The organism is Pseudosporangium ferrugineum, from assembly GCF_003002065.1.
Lineage (GTDB): Bacteria > Actinomycetota > Actinomycetes > Mycobacteriales > Micromonosporaceae > Actinoplanes > Actinoplanes ferrugineus_A.
In genome coordinates this window covers 101382-116798 of the sequence record NZ_PVZG01000005.1, presented here as the reverse complement: position 1 = coordinate 116798, position 15417 = coordinate 101382, and the positions used below count along the sequence as shown (strand labels likewise).

16 protein-coding genes are annotated in these 15417 nt (G+C 74.2%); 8 read left to right on the top strand and 8 right to left on the bottom strand.

Features of this window, described 5'->3' with window-relative positions:
• Positions 1–379 precede the first annotated feature (379 nt).
• From CLV70_RS12495 to CLV70_RS12485, 3 genes are all read left to right on the top strand, one after another.
• Positions 380–607, top strand: coding sequence for a helix-turn-helix domain-containing protein (locus CLV70_RS12495; RefSeq protein WP_015620263.1), 228 nt, complete (start codon positions 380–382; stop codon positions 605–607).
• Complete coding sequence (locus CLV70_RS12490) at positions 604–1383, top strand: enoyl-CoA hydratase/isomerase family protein (RefSeq protein ID WP_106126620.1); 780 nt, start codon at positions 604–606, stop codon at positions 1381–1383. The genes CLV70_RS12495 and CLV70_RS12490 overlap by 4 nt, the downstream gene beginning before the upstream one ends.
• Positions 1384–1469: 86 nt before the next feature.
• Positions 1470–3398 carry an ABC transporter ATP-binding protein gene (locus tag CLV70_RS12485; RefSeq protein WP_106126619.1) on the top strand — a complete coding sequence of 643 codons (1929 nt, stop codon included), beginning with the start codon at positions 1470–1472 and terminating at the stop codon, positions 3396–3398.
• A gap of 649 nt (positions 3399–4047) precedes the next feature.
• Here CLV70_RS12485 and CLV70_RS12475 read toward each other — a convergent pair.
• Together CLV70_RS12475 and mug are read right to left on the bottom strand one after the other, a co-directional pair.
• On the bottom strand, positions 4048–4482 hold the full coding sequence (locus tag CLV70_RS12475; RefSeq protein ID WP_106126618.1) for a hypothetical protein: 435 nt from the start codon (positions 4480–4482) through the stop codon (positions 4048–4050).
• Between the two features lie 134 nt (positions 4483–4616).
• Positions 4617–5117 (bottom strand): G/U mismatch-specific DNA glycosylase, encoded by a 501-nt coding sequence (mug, locus tag CLV70_RS12470; protein WP_106126920.1) that lies wholly within the window; start codon positions 5115–5117, stop codon positions 4617–4619.
• A 476-nt stretch (positions 5118–5593) separates the two neighbouring features.
• On the opposite strand from mug, the gene CLV70_RS12465 reads away from it, so the two are divergent.
• Together CLV70_RS12465 and CLV70_RS12460 are read left to right on the top strand one after the other, a co-directional pair.
• Positions 5594–6229 (top strand): M15 family metallopeptidase, encoded by a 636-nt coding sequence (locus tag CLV70_RS12465; RefSeq protein ID WP_106126617.1) that lies wholly within the window; start codon positions 5594–5596, stop codon positions 6227–6229.
• A gap of 44 nt (positions 6230–6273) precedes the next feature.
• Positions 6274–7674, top strand: coding sequence for a UDP-N-acetylmuramoyl-tripeptide--D-alanyl-D-alanine ligase (locus CLV70_RS12460; protein WP_106126616.1), 1401 nt, complete (start codon positions 6274–6276; stop codon positions 7672–7674).
• Here CLV70_RS12460 and CLV70_RS12455 read toward each other — a convergent pair.
• Positions 7620–8375, bottom strand: a complete 756-nt coding sequence (locus CLV70_RS12455) for an SDR family oxidoreductase (protein ID WP_106126615.1) — start codon at positions 8373–8375, stop codon at positions 7620–7622. The genes CLV70_RS12460 and CLV70_RS12455 overlap by 55 nt on opposite strands.
• Positions 8376–8440: 65 nt before the next feature.
• Here CLV70_RS12455 and CLV70_RS12450 point away from each other — a divergent pair, with 65 nt between their 5' ends.
• A complete protein-coding gene (locus CLV70_RS12450; protein WP_106126614.1) occupies positions 8441–10366 on the top strand; it encodes a HEAT repeat domain-containing protein in 1926 nt (641 codons plus the stop codon).
• Here CLV70_RS12450 and CLV70_RS12445 read toward each other — a convergent pair.
• From CLV70_RS12445 to CLV70_RS12430, 4 genes are all read right to left on the bottom strand, one after another.
• On the bottom strand, positions 10359–10796 hold the full coding sequence (locus CLV70_RS12445) for an SCO6045 C-terminal-like domain-containing protein (RefSeq protein WP_106126613.1): 438 nt from the start codon (positions 10794–10796) through the stop codon (positions 10359–10361). The genes CLV70_RS12450 and CLV70_RS12445 overlap by 8 nt on opposite strands.
• A gap of 2 nt (positions 10797–10798) precedes the next feature.
• On the bottom strand, positions 10799–11626 hold the full coding sequence (locus CLV70_RS12440) for an MbnB/TglH/ChrH family RiPP precursor modification enzyme (protein WP_106126919.1): 828 nt from the start codon (positions 11624–11626) through the stop codon (positions 10799–10801).
• Positions 11623–12531 carry a TIGR04222 domain-containing membrane protein gene (locus CLV70_RS12435; protein WP_106126612.1) on the bottom strand — a complete coding sequence of 303 codons (909 nt, stop codon included), beginning with the start codon at positions 12529–12531 and terminating at the stop codon, positions 11623–11625. Before CLV70_RS12435 ends, CLV70_RS12440 begins: the two co-directional genes overlap by 4 nt.
• 61 nt (positions 12532–12592) lie before the next feature.
• Entirely contained in the window at positions 12593–13168 is a 576-nt protein-coding gene (locus CLV70_RS12430) for a TetR/AcrR family transcriptional regulator (RefSeq protein WP_106126611.1), read from the bottom strand.
• Positions 13169–13330: 162 nt separating this feature from the next.
• On the opposite strand from CLV70_RS12430, the gene CLV70_RS12425 reads away from it, so the two are divergent.
• Both CLV70_RS12425 and CLV70_RS12420 read left to right on the top strand, forming a co-directional pair.
• Positions 13331–13981: an HAD family hydrolase gene (locus tag CLV70_RS12425; RefSeq protein ID WP_106126610.1), complete on the top strand. Its 651-nt coding sequence runs from the start codon at positions 13331–13333 to the stop codon at positions 13979–13981.
• Between the two features lie 140 nt (positions 13982–14121).
• Positions 14122–15039 (top strand): serine protein kinase RIO, encoded by a 918-nt coding sequence (locus tag CLV70_RS12420; protein ID WP_425440143.1) that lies wholly within the window; start codon positions 14122–14124, stop codon positions 15037–15039.
• A gap of 118 nt (positions 15040–15157) precedes the next feature.
• On the opposite strand, the gene CLV70_RS12415 is transcribed toward CLV70_RS12420, so the two are convergent.
• A complete protein-coding gene (locus CLV70_RS12415) occupies positions 15158–15403 on the bottom strand; it encodes a DUF2630 family protein (RefSeq protein ID WP_106126608.1) in 246 nt (81 codons plus the stop codon).
• Positions 15404–15417: the final 14 nt, after the last annotated feature.

Sequence of the window (15417 nt, the reverse complement as noted above, 5' to 3'; positions counted from 1 at the left end):
CCTCCGCCGGGGGCCCCGGTGCCCGTTCGGGCAGTGGATCACGTCCCACCGTGAACGCTCGGTAGACGCTGGGTGACATCGTTGTCCGCCCGCCGGCCCGATGATGTTTGCGCAGGTCATCCCGCCTTGATCCAGCCGGCCGGCGGCGGGGCCCACCGCCCGCCGGGCGGGCCGCCAATCGCGCCGGACACCGTTCTTTCCCGCCCGATCGGGCCCCCGCGTCATCTGTCTGACATTGATGCGCGTGGTCATCGTCGGGTTCCTGACAGCGATAAATGGGCACGCTCACCAACGTCCGATACCTAGCGCATGATCGTTGGAGGCGGTCTAATAGGTGGGACCGTATCGAACCGCACAGTCTGGGACGTGAGGATTCAACATGGCAGCCACCGGCACAGCCACCAGCACTGAGAAGGGTCGTCGAATCGTCGGAAGCGAGCGTCAGACGCTCGCCAAGGACCTGGTGAAGCGCTACACCTCCGGGGAGAGCATTCGCGCGCTCGCCGCCTCCACCGGAAGGTCGTACGGATTCGTGCACCGGGTGCTGACCGAGTCGGGCGTGCAACTGCGCCAGCGGGGCGGCGCCCGTCGTCGCAAGAAGGCGTGACGACCAGCCCAGCCGCCGGATCCGAGGCCGGCGTCCGGTACGCGCAGGACGGGCCGGTCGCGACGGTGACGTTGGACCGGCCCGATGTGCTCAATGCGCAGACGCCGGCCATGTGGTCGGAGCTCACCGACATTTCCCGGAAAATGCCGGGAGACGTCCGAGTCGTCATTGTCCGGGGCGAGGGACGCGCTTTTTCCGCGGGACTCGACTTGTCGGTCGCGCGCGGCGACGGCGATTCTTCGTTGCCTGTCCTGGCCCGCTTGTCGCCGGAAGAGTGCGCGGATCGGATTGCGGGCTTCCAGGATGCCTTCACGTGGTTACGGCGGCCCTCGCTCGTCACCATCGCGGCGGTACAGGGACACGCGATCGGCGCCGGATTCCAGCTCGCGCTCAACTGCGACATGCGCGTGCTCGCCGACGACGCCCGCTTCTCCATGGCGGAGGTGACCCTGGGGCTCGTACCCGATCTCGGCGGCACCAAACGGCTCACCGAACTCGTCGGCCCGTCCCGGGCGCTGGAGATCTGCCTGACCGGGCGGCGCATCCCGGCCGACGAGGCGGACCGGATCGGGCTCGCCACCGCCGTCGTGCCGCGCGCCGAGCTGGACGGTGCGGTGAACGACCTCGCGGCGGCGATCGTGGCGGCGGACGCCGGCGCGGTCGCGGAGATCAAGGCGCTGCTGGCCGGGGCGCCGCCGCGCACCTACGACGAGCAGGACCGGGCGGAGCGGGAGGCGCAGACCCGGCGCCTGCGCGACCTCACCGGGCAGGAGTAACCAGCGCGCCTCCCACGTTGTCATACCCGGCGGGCACACTTGGGGCCTGCCGAGGAGACGACGCCGGGAGGTGACGCGTGGGACCCATGTCCGGGGGCTCGAGCTGGACCATGCTCCGCTCGATCCAGAACGCTGAGCGGGTCACTCAGCACCGGCTCAGCCGTGGCACGACCCGGCGGATCCTGCGCTTCGCCCGGCCCTACCGGCGCGACATCGCCGTGTTCCTGGTCACGGTGGTGCTCGCCGCGGTCATCGGCGTGGCCACCCCGGTGCTCGCCGGCCACGTGGTCAACGCGATCACCGGCGGCGGGCCCGACGCCGGGTCCACGGTCGTCCGCCTCGCGCTGAGCATCGCCGTGCTGGCGATCGCCGACGCGTTCCTGTCCCTCGCCCAGCGGTGGTATTCGGCCCGCATCGGCGAGGGGATCATTCTCGACCTGCGCACCCGCGTCTACGACCACGTCCAGCGCATGCCGTTGCAGTTCTTCACGCGTACGCAGACGGGCGCGCTGGTCAGCCGGCTCAACAACGACGTCACCGGCGCCCAGCGGGCGTTCACCTCCACGCTGTCCGGGGTGGTCAGCAACGTCATCCAGCTCGTGCTCACCGCCGCGGTCATGTTCAGCCTCTCCTGGCAGATCACCGCGCTGTCGCTGGTGATGCTCCCGCTGTTCATCATCCCGGCGCGCCGGGTCGGCAAGCGGCTCGCCGAGATCACCCGGGAGTCGTACAACCTCGACGCCAAGATGAACGCGACGATGACCGAGCGCTTCAACGTCTCCGGCGCGCTGCTGGTCAAGCTCTTCGGGCGGCCCGAGGCGGAGGCGGCCCGCTTCGGCGAGCGCGCCCAGCGGGTCCGCGACATCGGCGTGCAGCAGGCCATGTTCTCCCGCACGTTCTTCGTCGCGATGCTGCTGGTCGCCTCGCTCGCCCAGGCCCTGACGTACGGGCTGGGCGGCTGGCTCGCCGTCACGGGCAGCGTCACCGCGGGCACGGTCGTCACCCTGGCGCTGCTGCTGACCCGCCTCTACGGCCCGCTGACCGCGCTGAGCAACGTGCGCGTCGACGTGATGAGCGCCCTGGTCTCCTTCGACCGGGTCTTCGAGGTGCTCGACCTCCGGCCCGGCATCGAGGAGAAACCCGGCGCGGCCGCCATCCCGCACGGGGCCGGCCGGCTCGAGTTCCGCGACGTGCACTTCCGCTACCCGAGCGCCGACGAGGTCTCGCTGGCCACGCTCGAGGACGTCAGTGCGCTCGACCGTACGGAGAATGCTCCCGTCCTGCGCGGCGTCGACTTCACCGTCGAGCCGGGACAGATGGTCGCGCTCGTCGGCCCGTCCGGTGCCGGGAAATCCACCACGTCGATGCTGGTCTCCCGGGTCTACGACGCCACCGAGGGCTCGGTCCTGGTCGGCGGGGTCGACGTGCGCGACGCCACCCTCGACTCGCTGCGCGACACCATCGGCGTGGTCACCCAGGATTCGCACCTCTTCCACGAGACCATCGCGGAGAACCTGCGCTACGCCCGCCCCGGCGCCACCGACGAGCAGATGTGGGAGGCGCTGCGCGGAGCCCAGGTCGCGGACCTCGTCCGTTCCCTCCCGGACGGCCTGGACACCGTGGTCGGCGAACGCGGCTACCGCTTCTCCGGCGGGGAGAAACAGCGCATCGCGATCGCCCGGCTCCTGCTCAAGCAGCCGTCCATCGTCATCCTCGACGAGGCGACGGCCCACCTCGACAGCGAGTCCGAGGCGGCGGTCCAGCGAGCCCTCGCGGCGGCCCTCACCGGCCGCACCGCCCTGGTGATCGCCCACCGCCTCTCCACGGTCCGCGAGGCCGACCTGATCCTGGTCCTCGACGACGGCCGCATCGTCGAACGAGGCCGCCACCCCGACCTCGTCGCGGCCGGCGGGCTGTACGCGGAGCTCTACCGCACCCAGTTCGCGGACAGCACCCCCCTGACCCCGGACGTGGAACCGGTCATCCTCCCCATCCCCACCCCGATCGAACCCTGACCCCACCCGGCCTGTCCGCGCCCTGGTCTGTTCGTGCCCTGGTCCGTTGGGGTCGGGGTCTGTCCGCGCGTTGGCTCGTCCGCGCGTTGGCTCGTCCGCGCGTTGGCTCGTCCGCGCGTTGGCTCGTCCGCGCGTTGGCTCGTCCGCGCGCCGGCCCGTCTGCGCGCTGGTTCGTCCGCGCTGGTTCGTCCGCCGTGTCGGGCCGTCTGCGCGCTGGTTCGTCCGCGCTGGTTTGTCCGCGCTGGTTCGTCTGTGCGCCGGGCCGTTCGCGCGCCGGGCCGTCCGCAAGGCCGGGGCCGGGGGCCGGGCCGCTCGCCGGGGCGCCGGGTGTGTCGGTGGAGCCGCTGGGCAGGGCGCCGGCGCGAGCGCTGTGCTGGCCGGGCTGAGGGGAGCCGCATGCCGGGCTGTGCCGTCGGGACGTGCCGCCGTGCCGCCGTGCCGCCGTGCCGCCGTGCCGCCGGGCCGTGTCGCCGTGTCGCCGGGCCGTGCCGTCGGGCCTGCCGCCGAGTCGCCGGGCCGTGCCGCCGTGTCGTCGGACCGTGCCGCCGTGCCGCCGTGCCGCGCCGCCGGGCCGGGTCGCCGGGCCGGTCGGGTTGGGGTGTTGGGGGGCCGGCCGCCTCGCCCACCGAGGCGGCCGGTCGCTCGGCGGTCAGGCCGGGAGGCGCTTCTCCGCCCACTTGTAGGTGATGTAGGTGCTGCCGGGGCCGGTCATCGTGCCGTACACCTGCCAGAAGTGGTTGGCGCCGGCCGGGAAGCGGAAGACCTTGTCGCCGGGGCGGTCGTCGGTCCACACGGTCTGGGGGCCGCCGTTGGGGGCCCAGTCGCGTACCTCGATGGTGAAGGTGGAGGTGTCCGGGATGTCGACGCAGACCTGGTAGGTGAAGGCGTCCGGGCCGTTGATGTTGTACTGGCGGCCGTCCACCGCCGGGCGCTGGATGTTGGTGGGGATGTACGTCTCCAGCACCCGCGTGTACTCGGGCGAGTTGCAGTCGACGGCGCCGGCCGCGGAGGCGGGGGCGGTGCCGGTGAGGGTGGCTCCGAGGACGCCGGCGACGGCGGCAAGGACCGGGATCGTGCGCTTCATGTCTCTCCTCATCCGCGAGCGATCCTGCAACCTCTTGGTTGAAGGTTTAACCGATCCTCGGACGGGTGACGGACGGGGGCAAGTCGGGCTGGGGATCTGTGCGCGTTCGCCCGTTTCCGGGCACCCTTTTGTGCTCAGAACGGTCCGGCGGCGTCGCGGAGTTCGGCGAAGGCGGCGGCGAGCGTGTCCACCGTGTAGTGGGCGTTGAGGCCGCTCGGGTTCGGCAGGACCCAGACCGGGACGCCCGCGATCCGGTCCGGCTGGGGGCCCATCGTCGCCTTCGGGCGGGCGAACGCCGTGCGGTAGGCCGTCACGCCGAGCACCGCCAGGTAGCGGGGACGCCAGCGGCCGGCCAGGGACGCCAGGATCTCGCCGCCGGCCACGAGTTCGGCGGGGGAGAGTTCGTCGGCCCGGGCGGTGGCGCGGGCGACCACGTTGGTGATGCCGAGGCCGGATTCGGGGAGGGTCCACTGCTCGGAGGGGTGCAGCAGGCGCGGCGTGAAGCCGGACCGGTGCAGGGCGGGCCAGAAGCGGTTGCCGGGGCGGGCGAAGTGGTGGCCGGTCGCCGCGGAGTAGAGGCTCGGGTTGATGCCCGAGAAGAGCACCCGCAGGCCCGGCCCGCCCACGTCCGGAATGGTCCGGTCCCCGGCCGCCGCGACCTCCGCCCGGCTGGGCCGGACAAGACCGGACCGAGCGGCGGCGGGTGGGGCAGCAGCGGCGGCCGGCGGGACAGCGGCGGCGAACCGGGCAGCGGGCCGGGAGGCGGGAGCGGGCGGCGCGGCGGGTGGGGCCGGGCGGGACGAACGGGCCGGGTCGGGGGCACTAACGGGCACATCCGGTGAGTGGTGACCCGCGGCGGGCGAGGTCGGCGATCCGGGCCGGGAGGTCATTCGCCGAGCCTATCGACCGGAAGCCGGGCGCTCGCCGGGCCCGGGACGGGCGCCCGGGGCTGAGGCGTGGCTGGACGGGCGCTGTGAGACTCGGGCGGACGGTGTGGAGGAGGCAGGGTGAGGGATCTCGTACGTGTGGTCGCCGGCGGGGCGTCGGCGGGCGGCGCGGAAAGCCGGGACGCTGGGGCGGCCGGCCGCCTCGCAGACCAGGAGTTCACGGGATGATCCTGCTGTCCGATCCGCGTGTCGCCGCCGTGCCCTGTGCGGAGGACGGTGAGCCGCTCGTCGACGTGCGGGACGTGCCGGAGCTGCGGCTCGACGACCGTGCCGCCGATGCCGAGGGGGCGTACGCCCGGCTGCGCGCCGAGGTGGCGTCGCGGCTGGTGGACGCGCAGCTCAAGCTGCCGGACGGGCTGCGGGTGCTGGTCGTCGAGGGGTACCGGTCGTACGCGGCCCAGGAGGCGATCTTCAACGGTTACCGGGACCGGTTGCGGGAGTTGCATCCCGGCTGGCCGCCGGCGCGGCTGCTGGTGGAGACGAGCAAGTTCGTGTCCCCGGTCGAGGTGGCGCCGCACAGCACCGGCGGCGCGATCGACCTGACGCTGTGCACTCCCGACGGCATCGAGCTCGACATGGGTACGCCCCTCGACGCCACCCCGGTGGAGAGCGACAACGCCTGCTTCACCGGCGCCCGGAACATCAGCGCGGCGGCGGGGGAGAACCGGCGGTTGCTCATCGATGCGCTCACCGCGGTCGGGCTGGTGAACTACCCGACCGAGTGGTGGCACTGGTCGTACGGCGACCGCTACTGGGCCCTGATGACCGGCGCCTCTCACGCACCGTACGGGCCTCTCTAGTCACGCAAGGTAGCCACGTGCGCGTGGTGGCTAGGGTTCCGGCCATGATTCCCCTGACTCTCGCCGAGATTGCTGCGGCCGTACGCGGAACTGTGTGTGACGGTGACCCGGAGATCACCGTGACCGGTCCGCTGCGTTACGAGACCGCCAAGGTCGAGCCGGGCGGGATGTTCGCCGCTTTCGCCGGAGCCCGCCGCGACGGCCACGAGTTCGCCGCGCGGGTCGTCGCGGACGGTGCCGCCGCCGTGCTGGCGTCCCGGCCCGTCGGCGTCCCGGCCGTGGTCGTCGGCGACGTGCGCGACGCCTGCCAGCGGCTCGCCGCCGAGCTCGTCACGCGGCTGCCCGGGGTGCACCGGATCGGCGTGACCGGCTCGTCCGGCAAGACGTCCACGAAGGACCTGCTCGGGCAGGTCCTGGGCCGGCTGGGGCCGACCGTGGCGCCGCCCGGCAACCGCAACAACGAGCTGGGCGTGCCCGAGACCGTGCTGCTCACCACCGCGGAGACCCGGTTCCTCGTCGCCGAGCTGGGCGCCCGGCACGTGGGTGACATCGCCGCGCTGATGCCGATCGTCCGGCCGCACACCGGGGTGGTGCTCGGCGTCGGCACCGCGCACCTCGGCGAGTTCGGCAGCCGGGAGGCGATCGCGCGGGCGAAGGCCGAGCTGGTGGAGGCGCTGCCCGCGGACGGCCTGGCGGTGCTCAACGCGGACGACCCGGTGGTGGCGGCGATGGCCGGGCGTACGGCGGCGCGGGTGGTGACGTTCGGGCGGCACAGCACGGCCCGGATCCGCGCCGAGCGGGTGATGCTGGACGGGGCCGCGCGGGCGCGGTTCGTGCTGCGGACCCCCGCCGGCTCGGCCGAGGTCTCCCTGCGCCTGCACGGCGAGCACTTCGTCACGGCCGCGCTGGCCGCCGCCGCGGTGGCCCTGGATCACACGCACGACGTGTGGCTGGTCGCCGACGCGCTGAGCGCCGCGACGCCGCGGTCGGAGGGGCGGATGCGGCTCAGCGAGCGCCCCGACGGGGTGACGGTGCTCGACGACGCGTACAACGCCAACCCCGAGTCGATGGTCGCCGGGCTGCGGGCGCTGGTCGCCGTCGCCGCCGGGCGCCGCCGGACGGTCGCCGTGCTCGGGCAGATGAACGAGCTGGGCGAGGGGTCGGCCACCGCGCACGCCGAGGTCGGGCGGGCCGCCGTACGCCTCGGGGTGGACGTCGTGGTGGCCGTGGGCAATCGGGATGCGGCCGGCTACGGCGGGGTGTACGCCCCGGACCGGGAGACGGCCGCCGCCGTGCTGCGGGGGCTGATCGAGCCGGGCGACGTCGTGCTCGTCAAGGCGTCCCACGGCCTGGGGCTCTCGGCGGTGGCCGAGGCCCTGATCGACGCCGATCAGATCGCGCGCAGCGCCCCGCCGTCGACCGGCACCGAGATGCCGGTGAGGTAGCTCGCCGCCGGGGAGAGCAGGAACGCCGCCACCCGCCCGAACTCGTCCGGTTCGCCGAGCCGGCCCAGCGGCACGGACGCCGCGGCCTCCGCCGCCGCCTGCTCCGGGTCGCCGGAGGCCGCGAACAGCTCCCGGTTGCGGTCGGTCAGGACCCGTCCCGGCAGGAGGCTGAGCACGCGTACGCCGCGGGGCCCGAACTGGTCGGCCAGGTCCTTGGCGGCGCCGGCCAGCCCGGGGCGCAGGCCGTTGGACAGGCCCAGGCCCGGGATCGGGGTCCGCGCCGACGTGGACAGGACGAGGGCGACGGCGCCGCCGGAGGGCAGCGCGGCGGCGAACGTGCGGGCCGCCCGTACGGAACCCAGGAAGACCGTCTCGAACGCCTCCCGCCACTGGTCGTCGCCGAGCTGGGCGACGGCGCCGGGGGTCGGGCCGCCCACCGAGATCAGCGCGCCGTCGAGCCGGCCGAACCGCTCGGTCGCGGCGCTGATCAGCAGCTCCGGCGTGCCGGGGTCGGTGAGGTCGGCGACGACCCCGGCGGCCCCGGCGCCGAGCGTGGCGACCGCCGCGTCGACCGCGGACGACGATCGGGACGAGATCACCACCCGGGCGCCGTCGGCCACGAGGGCCCGCGCGGTGGCGAAGCCGAGACCCCGGGAGGCTCCGGTGAGGACGTAGACGCGGTCGGCGAGGCCCAGATCCATGACCACGATCCTGCCACTACCGCGGGTGCGATCCCACGCCGGACGGGTCCGGGTAGGGTGCCCCGGTGCTCGACGAACTCGATGGCGTGGACTGGCCGGCGCTGCATCACGCCCACGGTCCCGCCCACGACGTTCCGGCGATGTTGCGCGAGGCGGCGCTCGACGAGCTCTACGGCAGCATCTTCGCGCGGGGCACGGTGTATCCGGCGACGGCCGCGGCGGTGCCGTTCCTGGTGTCGCTGGGTGAGCAGGGCCGGCCGGACTTCCTGTGGATGGTGGCGCTGCTGGCCGATCCGGCGCAGACCGCCGGCGAGACCGAGTTGGTCCGCGAGGCGGTGCGTGCCGAGACCCGCCGGCTGCTGCCGCTGCTGTCGCACGCCGAGCCCGCGATCCGCGCGGCGGCTGCCTACGCGCTGGCGCAGTGCGACGTCGACCAGGCGGTCCTCTGGGCCCGCTGGGAGGTGGAGACCGACGCCGGCGTGCGCGCGTCGCTGGTCCCGGCGATGCGGCTCACGGCCGCGATCACCGACGCTTCTCCTTCCGTACGCGCGGCAGCGGCGGTGACCCTCGTCCGCGACGGCGGCCCGTTCCCCCGCGACCCGGCGGTGATCGAGGGCCTGGCGGTCGCCGCGGAGGCGGGTGCCGAGGTGCCGTGGCTGCGCTGGGCGCCGGCGGACTGGCTGGACGTGGTCGTGCCGGCGGTCGCCGATCCGGGGCTGCTCACCCGGCTGCTGCGGTCGGCCGTACCGGAGACCCGGCGGGCCGCGATCCGGGCGCTGACCCGCCGCTGCGAGGTCTCCCGGTCGGCGCCCGCGGTGCTCGTGCCGCTGCTCGAGCCGGTGCTGCACGACCCGGACCTCCGCGACGACGCGATCCTCGCGCTGCGCCGGTGCGGCCGGGCGGCGGCCCGCTTCGCCGACGTCCTCAGCGAGGCGGCAGCGGGTCCTCCCGGCGACGCGCGGCCGGCCGCGATCGAGACGTTGATGCTGGTCGGTGACCCGCGCTGGGTCCATCTGGCGACCCGGCCGCCGCGCAGCCTGCTGCCGATACCGTGTACGCCGGAGGTCCTGGAGGCCGTCCGCGGGCGGCTCACGGCCCTGGCCGGTACGCCGGACGGCCTGCCGGCGATCGAGGTGCTGTGCGGGATCATCGCCCGGTGGGAGGCCGCTGCCGGGCCGGCCGTGCCCGAGTTGCTCGCCGTCCTCCCGTACGCGCCCGCGCCGGCGATCCGGGCCCTGCTCGCGGTGGGGCACGCCGCCGCGCCGATGATCCCGGGGCTGCGTACGGCCGCGACCCGGCCCGGCGGCCTGCTCGCCGCCACGACGTTGTTCCGGCTGACCGGCGACCCGGCCCCCGCCCTGCGGGCCCTGCTCACCGCGCGCCCGCCGATCCCGCCGGGGGTCGTGGAGCTGCTCGGCCCGCTGGCGCAGCCGCTGGTGCCGGAGTTCGAGCTGCTGCTGACCGGGGAGGCGGCCGCGACCCCGGCGCAGTGCGCCGCGCAGCTGCTGGCCGCCCGGGTGGTGATCGCCGCGACCGGGGACACGACGGCGGCCCTGCCGACGGTCCACGCCGTCCTCACCGCCGGCGGCCCGCGCGCGGCCCTGGCGGCCACGGCCGTCGCGGAGCTGGCCGGCGACGCGGGCGCCGCCCTGCCGGGGGCCGCCGGGGTCCGGGGCGCGGGCGGATGGCTCGGCGAGATGCGGGTGTGGGAGCCGGAGCTGCGGTCGCTGCTCGGCGATCCCTGGGCGGATGTCGAGGCGGCGGGCGCCCTGTGCCGCCTCGGCGTGCCGGCCGGCGAGCTGGTGCCGGTGGTGCTGGCCGCGATCGGGCGGGGCCGGCGCACGGTGGCCGCGATCGGGTTGCTCCGCGAGCTGGGCGCGCAGGAGGCGCTCACGCGGCTGGCCGGCAGCGACGAGCGGCTGCTCACCGGCGGTGCGGACGACGATGTGGTGCGCACCGACGAGGTGCTGCGCGACATCCTGGTCAGGTAGCGCGCAGGACGCGCACGCGGCCCGCGGCCTGGACGACGATCGTGCCGGCGGCGCGGCGCACGGCCGGTAACCGGCGCGGGCGGGGCGCGGTCGTGCCGTCGTAGCGCATCGTGGCCTCCCGGGTGGCCAGCTCGGCCCCGGCCGCCGGCGGCAGGTCATCGCGCGCGGCCAGCTCCCGGGCCAGGTCCCAGCCGTCGCGCAGGGAGCCGTCCGTGGGGCGGGTCGCGGCCCAGCCGGCCCACACGCCGTGCCATCGCGGACCCAGGGCCGCCGCCAGGCCGGGCCACTGCCGCGCGACCTCACCGGCCCGCTTGCGCAGCAGCGCGACCCGCGCGACCTCGACCCTCCGGGCATCGAACCCCGGGGGTACGGGCGCACCCGAGGTCAGCGCCGCCACCAGCGCCGCCTGCCGCGCGGCCAGCCCGCTCACGCTCACGCTCCTGCTCGTGTGATCGCCGGGTAGCCGGAGGCGGCGGCGATCGCGTCCAGTTCCGCGGTCAGCTCCGCCGCGGGCGGGTAGGAGCCGTCGCGTTCCAGCATCAGCGCGGGCGGGCGGTGCCGGGCGCACAGCTCGGCGACCAGGTTCAGGACCTCCTGCGGCACGGCGTCGGTGTGCGTGTCGTGGTAGACGCCGTCGTGTGCCGAACCGCCCGCCACGTGGCAGTACGCCACCCGCTCGAGGGGGAGCCGGTCGAACAGCGCCGCCGGGTCGGTGCCGCGGTTGCGGGCGTTGGCGTACACGTTGGCCACGTCGAGCAGCAGCAGCGCCTCCGACCGGTCGAGGATCTCGGTCAGGAACGCGGCCTCGTCCAGCTCGTCGTCCGGCCAGTCGAAGAGCGCCGCGATCGGCTCCAGGGCGATCGGGACGTCCAGCTCCTCCCGGGTACGCCGGACGTTGGCCACCACCGCGTCCACGGCCTCGCGGCTGCGCGGGATCGGCAGCAGGTGCCCGGCCTCGACGCCGCCCGCGCGTACGTACGCGATGTGCTCGCTGACCAGCGGCGCCTCCAGCCGCCGGGCCACGGCGGCGAGGTGGGTGACCCGGGCCGGATCGACCGGTTCGGCGCCGCCCAGCGACAGCTTCACCCCGTGCGGCACCACGGCGACGCCGCGTTCCCGCAGGCCGGTCAGCCCCGCCGGGAGGTCGCCGTGCGCGTGCACCGACTCGGCGACCACCTCGGCGAAGCGCAGGCCGGGAAGGGCCGCGACGAAGCCGGCGATCTCGGGGCGCCAGCCGATGCCCACGCCGTACGGGATCATCCGCCGCACCCGCCGCCTCCGCCGCACGAGCTGCCCCCACCGCAGGAACTGCTGCTGCCGCTGCAGCTCGATCCGGAGCCGCCGGAGTCGAAGGTGCTGCCTCCCGCGGTCGCGGTGCGGTGGATCTCGGCCTCGGCGGCGAACGCCGGGTCCATCGAATAGAGCGACGCCGCGCCGAACAGGGCCACGCCCATCGCCGCGCCGCTGACACCGTAGGTCGCGTACGACGGAGACTGGCGGGGCGAGAGGTAGTCGTGGCGGCGGCGCAGGTCCGCCATGCCGTCGACGGCCGCGCGGGTCGCGATGCGGTTGGCCCGCGCCAGGGTGACCGTGACGAAGCCGGCGAAGACCAGCGCGAAGACCAGGAACAGGACCGGCTTGTCGTTGGCGAGGCCGGCGAACAGGCGCGCGATGCCCACGACCAGGAGCGCGAGGGCGGCGAACCCCCAGAGCCGGGCCGTCCGCCGCGTCGCCGCGCCGACGGCGAGACCGTTCGCCTCCAGTCCGCCGCGGAGCTGGTCGAGCGCGGAGCGTACCCACTGGTCGGTGAGGACCTCGCGGGCGCGGATCCGGCGCCCGGCCGCGTTGTAGACCGCGGTGTCCAGTGGCGTGACGCCGCTCGGCAGGGGCCCCGTCTGGGAGAGGGTCTTGTCGCCGGCGGAGCCGATCGCGCCGGCCGCGCGGAGCCCGCCGAGCGAGGAGTACACGGCGAGCCGGTCGCCGCCGTTCAGGTACGCGACCTGCTGCGCACCGAGGTTCTCGACGCGCGCGCCGCGGTCGCCGGCGAACAGCGAACGCCGGTGCAGGGCGGCCGCGACGGCCACCGCCGCGACGGCGCCGAGGTACAGGAAGAGGAAGGTGGGCCCGGGTACGCCCCAGGTGTCGCCCGATGCCGCGAACTCCATGTGACCCTCCCGTTGCCGCAGGCTGATGGCCTCATTGTGCAGGTCGCCGCAACGCCGGGGGTCAGGGCCGTCGTACCGCCGCCTCCACCACGTCCAGAACCCGGCTGAGCTCGCCCGCCGGGCGGCCGGTCGCCAGGTGCAGCACGAGCCCGTCGTACGCGAGCTCCAGGAACTGGGTCAGCACGTCGACCGGCACGTCCTCGCGCAGCACCCCGGCGTCGCGCTGGCGCTCGAGGCGGTCCCGGGTGGCCGCCGCGACCGCCGCCGCCCGCTCGCTCCAGCGCTTGGCGAACTCCGGGTCGGTGCGCAGCCGCCGGGACACCTCGAGCTGGCTGCCGAGCCAGCCGGCCGTGTCGCCGCTCGACCCGGCGCGTTCCAGCAGGTCGCGCATGACCTGGACGAGGCCGTTGCGGGCGACCGTCTCGACCATGGCGGCGGCGTCGTCCTCGGCCACCGCGAGGAAGAGGGAGTCCTTGTCGCGAAAATGGTGGAAAATCGCGCCCCTGGACAGTCCGGTGGCCTCCTCGAGGCGGCGCACCGTGGCGCCCTCGTAGCCGTACCGGGCGAAGCACCCGCGCGCCGCCGCGAGGATCTCGTGGCGGCGGGCTTCTAGCTGGTCCTGGCTTACCCTGGGCACGGATGCGATGGTGTCACGCCGCCGGCGCCGCTTGCAATCCGTACGTACGGCTTGGCAGCCGCCGCGGGAGCCTCCTGATGATGCGAAAAGACCCGACCGGCCGGTGCATTGTTAACACTCTTGGGCTGTTCGCCCCCGTTGTCACTCACGTACAGTGCCCGGGTGCCTCTCGTCTTCCTCGCCCTGGATGACACCCTGCTCGATCGCAGCGGTGCGTTCAAGTTGTGGGCGAAGGGATTCCTCGACGAGATCGCCGCTCCGCACGAGGATCTGGACTGGTTACTGTCCGTCGACGCCGACGGGCTCACCTCCCGGTGGGACCTCGCCGACCTGATCCGCGACCGGTACCAGCTCGACGTGCCGTCCATCGACCTGCTCGAGGAGTTGCACGAGGGGCCGCTGGCGTACGAGCGCCTCGATCCGCTGGTGGCCTGCGCGCTGCAGATCGCCGGAGACGCCGGCTGGGTGCCCGTCGTGGTCACCAACGGGCCCCATGAGCAGCAGGAATCCCGGATCAGGCGGACCGGGCTGGACCGCTACATCGCCGACTGGGTCATCTCCGAGCAGGCCGGCGTGAGCAAGCCGAACCCCCGCATCTTCGCGCTCGCCGCCCAGCGGGTCCGCATGCGTCTGAGCGGCGCCTGGATCGTCGGCGACAGCCCGGAGGCCGACATCGGCGGGGCCGCGGCGATGGGACTACCGAGCGTGTGGCTGCACCGGGGCCGCGAGTGGATCGACAACCGCTTCGCGCCGACCCGCGTGGTGGGCAACGTCATCCAGGGCCTCTCCGCGATCATGGCCACCGGAAAATAGCTTGCGCGTCCCGGGATCCCCCGGGAGAGTGCTCCCGTACGCAATTCCTCGAAGAAGGGGGTGAACCTCATGGCTGTCGCTGTCATTCGCCGTGCCCAGGTTCAGAAACTTCCTTCCTTCTTCTCCGAGGAGATCCTCCAGTGCGAGAGCACGACTCTTTCGGCCCGGCGACCATGCGCCGCGGCCGCCGCAAGTTCGACGACGACGAGCCCGGCTTCCTGAAGCGCGGCGGTCCCGCACCGCAGCTCGCCGAGGACCCCGACCTGCCCGAGACCGGCGACCGCTGGTCCACCTGGGACGGCGCCCTGCACGGTCCGCACCCCCGCCCCGACTGGATCCGCACCGAGTACGGCGCGGTCGACACCGAGCTGGGCATGCTCAAGACCGGCAAGGAAGCCGACGTCTTCCTGGTCCGCCGGGCCGTGCCGGACACCGGAAAGACCAGCATGCTGGCCGCCAAGCGCTACCGCGACGGCGACCACCGCCTGTTCCACCGCGACGCCGGCTACCTCGAGGGCCGCCGGGTACGCCGCTCCCGCGAGATGCGGGCGATGACCAACCGCACCTCGTTCGGCAAGGAACTCATCGCCGGCCAGTGGGCGGCGGCCGAGTTCGGCGCGCTGAGCCGGCTCTGGCAGGCGAGCCAGGAGGGCGGCACGATCGCGGTGCCGTACCCGGTTCAGCTCATCGGCACGGAGCTGATGCTCGAGTTCATCGGCGACTGGGAGACCGGCGAGGCGGCACCCCGGCTCGCCCAGGTCCGTCCCGACCGCGACGGCCTCGAGGACCTCTGGGGCCAGATGGTGGACGCGCTCAGCGTGCTGGCCCGGACGCAGGTCGCGCACGGTGACCTGTCGCCGTACAACACGCTCGTGCACGACGGGCGGCTGGTGATCATCGACCTGCCGCAGGTGGTGGACGTGATCGCGAATCCGCAGGGCGCCGACTTCCTGGCCCGGGACGTGCGCAACGTGGCGGGGTGGTTCACCGCGCGCGGGCTCACGATCGACGTCGAGGAGCTGATCGAGCGGCTCTGCTACGAGGCGGGCCTGCGGTGACGGCGGCGCCGCACGCCGCGGAGGATCGCCGGACCGGCCGGGCCGCGGTGGGTGCTTGCCGGGGCGGCCGGCCCGGTCCGCGGCCGCCGGTCGTCCGGTGGCCGCGTCCGGAACCGCGTCACTGGAGGTAGTTCTCGACCTCGCCGGTGCTGTGGGCCTGCTCGGCGTCCGGGTCGTTGCCCACCTCCCGGGCGGCCCGGCGCCGGCGCAGCAGGTCCCAGCACTGGTCCAGGGCCTCTTCGAGCTCCTTGAGCCGGGCGTGCTCCTCGTCGCTGTTGATCTCGCCCCGGCCCAGCTGCTGGCGCAGCTTGTGCTCCTCGTCGACCAGGCCGTGGATGCGGCCCAGCACAGTCTTGTCATCCATGGCCAGAGCCTAGC

Bases quoted from the DNA above. Each gene is read 5' to 3' on its own strand.
- CLV70_RS12495 (WP_015620263.1), top strand. From the start codon at position 380: ATGGCAGCCACCGGCACAGCCACCAGCACTGAGAAGGGTCGTCGAATC.
- CLV70_RS12485 (WP_106126619.1), top strand. From the start codon at position 1,470: ATGTCCGGGGGCTCGAGCTGGACCATGCTCCGCTCGATCCAGAACGCT.
- CLV70_RS12475 (WP_106126618.1), bottom strand. From the start codon at position 4,482: ATGAAGCGCACGATCCCGGTCCTTGCCGCCGTCGCCGGCGTCCTCGGA.
- CLV70_RS12465 (WP_106126617.1), top strand. From the start codon at position 5,594: ATGATCCTGCTGTCCGATCCGCGTGTCGCCGCCGTGCCCTGTGCGGAG.
- CLV70_RS12460 (WP_106126616.1), top strand. From the start codon at position 6,274: ATGATTCCCCTGACTCTCGCCGAGATTGCTGCGGCCGTACGCGGAACT.
- CLV70_RS12455 (WP_106126615.1), bottom strand. From the start codon at position 8,375: ATGGATCTGGGCCTCGCCGACCGCGTCTACGTCCTCACCGGAGCCTCC.
- CLV70_RS12440 (WP_106126919.1), bottom strand. From the start codon at position 11,626: ATGATCCCGTACGGCGTGGGCATCGGCTGGCGCCCCGAGATCGCCGGC.
- CLV70_RS12435 (WP_106126612.1), bottom strand. From the start codon at position 12,531: ATGGAGTTCGCGGCATCGGGCGACACCTGGGGCGTACCCGGGCCCACC.
- CLV70_RS12415 (WP_106126608.1), bottom strand. From the start codon at position 15,403: ATGGATGACAAGACTGTGCTGGGCCGCATCCACGGCCTGGTCGACGAG.